This window comes from Mesorhizobium sp. M5C.F.Ca.IN.020.32.2.1, from assembly GCF_004023105.1.
Classification (GTDB): domain Bacteria; phylum Pseudomonadota; class Alphaproteobacteria; order Rhizobiales; family Rhizobiaceae; genus Mesorhizobium; species Mesorhizobium wenxiniae.
In genome coordinates this window covers 1-4081 of the sequence record NZ_RZSX01000600.1, presented here as the reverse complement: position 1 = coordinate 4081, position 4081 = coordinate 1, and the positions used below count along the sequence as shown (strand labels likewise).

The 4081-nt window shown below is 64.8% G+C and carries 3 protein-coding genes; 1 reads left to right on the top strand and 2 read right to left on the bottom strand.

The genetic code is table 11. From position 1 onward, the window contains the following. Together mfd and EOA86_RS25125 are read right to left on the bottom strand one after the other, a co-directional pair. Nucleotides 1–2969 (bottom strand): transcription-repair coupling factor (gene mfd / locus EOA86_RS25130; protein WP_128344139.1); only part of this gene is annotated, 2969 nt, incomplete at its 3' end. 14 nt (nt 2970–2983) lie between these two features. Beyond that, nucleotides 2984–3271 (bottom strand): succinate dehydrogenase assembly factor 2, encoded by a 288-nt coding sequence (locus tag EOA86_RS25125; protein ID WP_127318755.1) that lies wholly within the window; start codon nt 3269–3271, stop codon nt 2984–2986. Between the two features lie 92 nt (nt 3272–3363). On the opposite strand from EOA86_RS25125, the gene EOA86_RS25120 reads away from it, so the two are divergent. Next, a partial coding sequence (locus EOA86_RS25120) for an OB-fold nucleic acid binding domain-containing protein (RefSeq protein ID WP_348633367.1) occupies nt 3364–4081 on the top strand: 718 nt, incomplete at its 3' end.

Genomic DNA, 4081 nt, shown 5'->3' with positions numbered 1-4081 from the left:
AAGCCGACCTCCTTGATATGGCCCGACTGCTCTTCGCCGAGAAGATTGCCGGCGCCTCTGATATCGAGATCGTGGCTGGCGAGCTGGAAACCGGCGCCCAGCGTGTCGAGCGACTGCAGCACCTTCAGCCGGCGCTCGGCGGTGTCGGTCAGCTTGCGGTTGGCCGGCAGCGTGAACAGCGCATAGGCGCGCACCTTCGAGCGGCCGACGCGGCCGCGCAGCTGGTAGAGCTGCGACAGACCGAACATGTCGGCGCGATGCACGATCAGCGTGTTGGCGGTCGGGATATCGAGGCCGGATTCGACAATGGTGGTCGACAGCAGCACATCGTACTGGCCGTCGTAGAAGGCATTCATGATGTCGTCGAGCTCGCCGGGCGGCATCTGGCCGTGAGCGACAGCCACTTTCAGCTCTGGAACGGATTCACGCAGGAAATCATGGATTTCCGCCAGATCGCTGATGCGTGGCACGACATAGAAGGAATGACCGCCGCGGTAGCGTTCCCTGAGCAGGGTCTCGCGGATGACCAGCGGGTCGAAGGGCGAGATGAAGGTGCGCACCGCCAGGCGGTCGACCGGCGGCGTGGCGATCAGCGACAGTTCGCGCACGCCGGTCAATGCCAGTTGCAGCGTGCGCGGGATCGGTGTCGCCGACAGCGTCAGCACATGCACGTCGCTCTTCAGGTCCTTCAGCCGTTCCTTGTGCTTGACGCCAAAATGCTGTTCCTCGTCGATGATCAACAGGCCAAGATTCTTGAACGAAATTGAGGCGCCGAGCAGCGCGTGAGTGCCGACGACGATGTCGACCGTGCCTTCGGCGATGCCCTTCTTGGTCTCGGCCAGATCCTTGGCGCCAACCAGCCGCGAGGCCTGAGCGACGCGGATCGGCAGGCCGGAGAAACGCTGCGAAAAGGTCTTGAAATGCTGGCGCGACAACAATGTCGTCGGCACCACCACCGCGACCTGAAACCCTTCCATCGCCGCGATGAAGGCGGCGCGAAGCGCAACTTCCGTCTTGCCGAAGCCGACGTCGCCGCAGATCAGCCGGTCCATCGGCTTTCCAGCCCCCAGATCGCCCATGACCGAATCGATCGCCGTCTGCTGGTCGTCGGTTTCCTCATAGGGAAACCGCGCGGAGAATTCGCCATAGAGACCTTCCGCCGGCACCAGCGAAGGAGCGGCGCGCATCTGCCGCTCTGCGGCGATGCGGATCAACTGGCCGGCCATGTCGAGCAGCCGCCGCTTCAGCCGCGCCTTGCGCGATTGCCAGGCGCCGCCACCAAGCTTGTCCAATGTCGCTTCGGCCGAATCCGAGCCATAGCGTGACAGCAGTTCGATATTTTCAACCGGCAGAAACAGCCGGTCGTCGCCGGCATAATGGATTTCTAGGCAATCATGCGGCGCACCGACCGCCTCGATAGTGCGCAGCCCGATGAAGCGGCCAATGCCGTGGTCGGTGTGGACGACAATGTCGCCGGAGGACAACGCCGAGGCTTCGGCGATGAAGTCGGAAGGACGCTTCTTGCGCTTCGAGCGGCGGATCAGCCGGTCGCCCAGAATGTCCTGCTCGGCGACGACGACCAGTTTCTCGGTCTCGAAGCCGGATTCGAGCGGCAGCACGGCAAGTGCCGCCTGCCCCGGTTCGAGCTTTTCCGCCTCGGCCAGCGTGGCCACCGGCTTGAGATTGCCGAGATGGTGTTCAGTCAGGATCTGGCCGAGCCGGTCTAGCGAACCTTCTGTCCAGCCGGCGACGACGACCCGGCGGCGGGCGGCCCGCTCATCGGCAATGTGTTTTACGACGACGTCGAAGACGTTGATGGTGGGATCGGCGCGTTCCTCGACGAAGCTGCGGCCATGTCGCGAGCCGGCATGGAAGATTTTCTTCGCGCCGGCATCGGGCGCATCGAAGGGCGTGAAGTCGATCGCTCCGCGCGGCCCAAGCGAGGCGATGAGGTTTTCGGGCGACAGATAAAGCAGGTCGGGCGGCACCGGCTTGTACGGAACGGCGTCCTTCAGCGCGCCGTCCGCCTGCTTCCTGCGCGCCTCGTAGTGGTCGAGGATCAACGCATGGCGTTCCGCCAGCGCCTCATGCGCCAGATGGTCGAACACGACAGGCGTGTCCTGCAGATAGTCGAACACCGTCTCGAGCCGCTCGTAGAAGAGCGGCAGCCAATGCTCCATGCCGGCGAAACGCCGTCCCTCGCTGACCGCCGCGTAGAGCCCATCGTCGCGAGAGGGCGCGCCAAAGGCCTCGATGTAACTGCGGCGGAAACGGCTGATGGTCTCCGGCGTCAGCGCCACTTCACTCATCGCCTGCAGCGCCATCGACTTGCGCTGGCCGGTGGTGCGCTGCGTGGCGGCGTCGAAGACGCGGATCGATTCCAGCGTGTCGCCGAAGAAATCGAGGCGCAACGCTTCCGTCCAGCCCGGTGCGAACAGGTCAAGAATGCCGCCGCGCACGGCAAACTCGCCGACGCCGCGCACGGTCGGCACCCGCTCGAAGCCTGATGTCTCCAGCCGCGACACCAGTGCATTCATGTCGATCTGGTTGCCGGGTTTGGCGTGGAAGGTCTGCGCCTCGATGAGGCTTGCAGGCGGAATGCGCTGCAGCAGCGCATTGGCGGTGGTCAGGATGACGGCGCGGTGCGATCTTTTCACCAGCGCGATCATCGCGGTGAGCGCATCAAGACGCCGTGCGGCAGCATCCGCCCCGGGCGAGACGCGGTCGTAAGGCAGACAATCCCAGGCTGGCAGTTCGAGCACCGGCAGGCCTGGCGCGGCGAATGACAGCGCCTCGACGATCGAAGGCAGGCGCTGGCCGTCGCGCGCCACGAACAACACCGGCTTGTCGGGCGCGATCTCGTGCGCAGCCTGCACCAGCGCAAAGGCTTCGTAGCCGTCGGCGACACCGTCGACGATGAACTGGCCGGCGCGGCCTTTCGGCAGGCCGATCGAGGGAATGAGGCTCATGGATTACACGTAGTTCAGAATGTCATCGTCTGGCGCGACGCCAGGATTTTTTGCAGGACGGCACAATCGATATTTGCCGGAATCGGACGCTCGCCGGTGATCACGGGCAGGAATTCGGTGTCGGGAACATCGAGGAGCCTCTCATATTGGTCGAGTTCGTCGCCGGTCAAGGCGCCGATCTCCGCATCTGCGAAACTGCCAAGGATGAGGTCCATTTCGCGCATGCCGCGATGCCAGGACCGAAACAGAAGCTTGCGGCGGCGGGCGTCGAGCCCCTCGCTTGATCGTTTCGTCCCGGTCATCGTCCAGCATCCTTGCCTGAAGCGGCGCGTATAGCGTGGATAGAGGGCGGTGTCAGCCTTGCGCTGCGGCTGTCGCGACATAAGCTGACATCATGCGTCCTTCCCTCCTCGATCCACTGTTTGTCCCGATCACCTCGCTTGCCGGCGTCGGGCCGAAGGTCGGCGCACTGATCGAGAAAATCGTGCCGGCCGATCTCGGCGACCGAGCGGCGCGCGCCGGCGATCTTCTGTTCGTGCTGCCCCAGACGGTGATCGACCGCCGCAACCGGCCGGGTATCGCCGGTTCGGCCGAAGGCGCGATCGTCACCCTCGAAGTACGCATCGACCGCCACCAGCCGCCGCCGCGCGGCAACCGATCGGTGCCATACCGCGTCTACGCCCATGACGACACCGGCGAGATCGCGCTGACCTTCTTCCATGCGCACGCCGCCTATCTGGAAAAAGCGATGCCCGAAGGCGAGCATGTCGTGGTCTCCGGTCGCATGGAATGGTTCAACGGCCGGCCGACCATGGTTCACCCCGACCACATCGCGCTGGCCAGCGAAGCGGAAAACCTGCCGCTGGTCGAGCCGGTCTATCCGCTCACCGCCGGGCTCTCGGGAAAAGTGCTGCGCCGCGCAATCGGCCAGGCGCTCGCTCGCTTGCCGGTGCTGCCGGAATGGCAGGATGGCGAGTTTCTGCGCCGCCGCACCTTTCCTGCCTTCGGCGACGCGCTCGCCCGCATCCACAATCCCGAGGACCCGATCGACGTGTCCGTCGACGGCGCGGCCTGGCGGCGTCTCGCCTATGACGAGTTTCTGGCAGGCCAGG

What these genes read in the sequence shown, in the direction of transcription:
- EOA86_RS25125 (WP_127318755.1), bottom strand. Translation starts at nt 3,271, where the DNA reads ATGACCGGGACGAAACGATCAAGCGAGGGGCTCGACGCCCGCCGCCGC.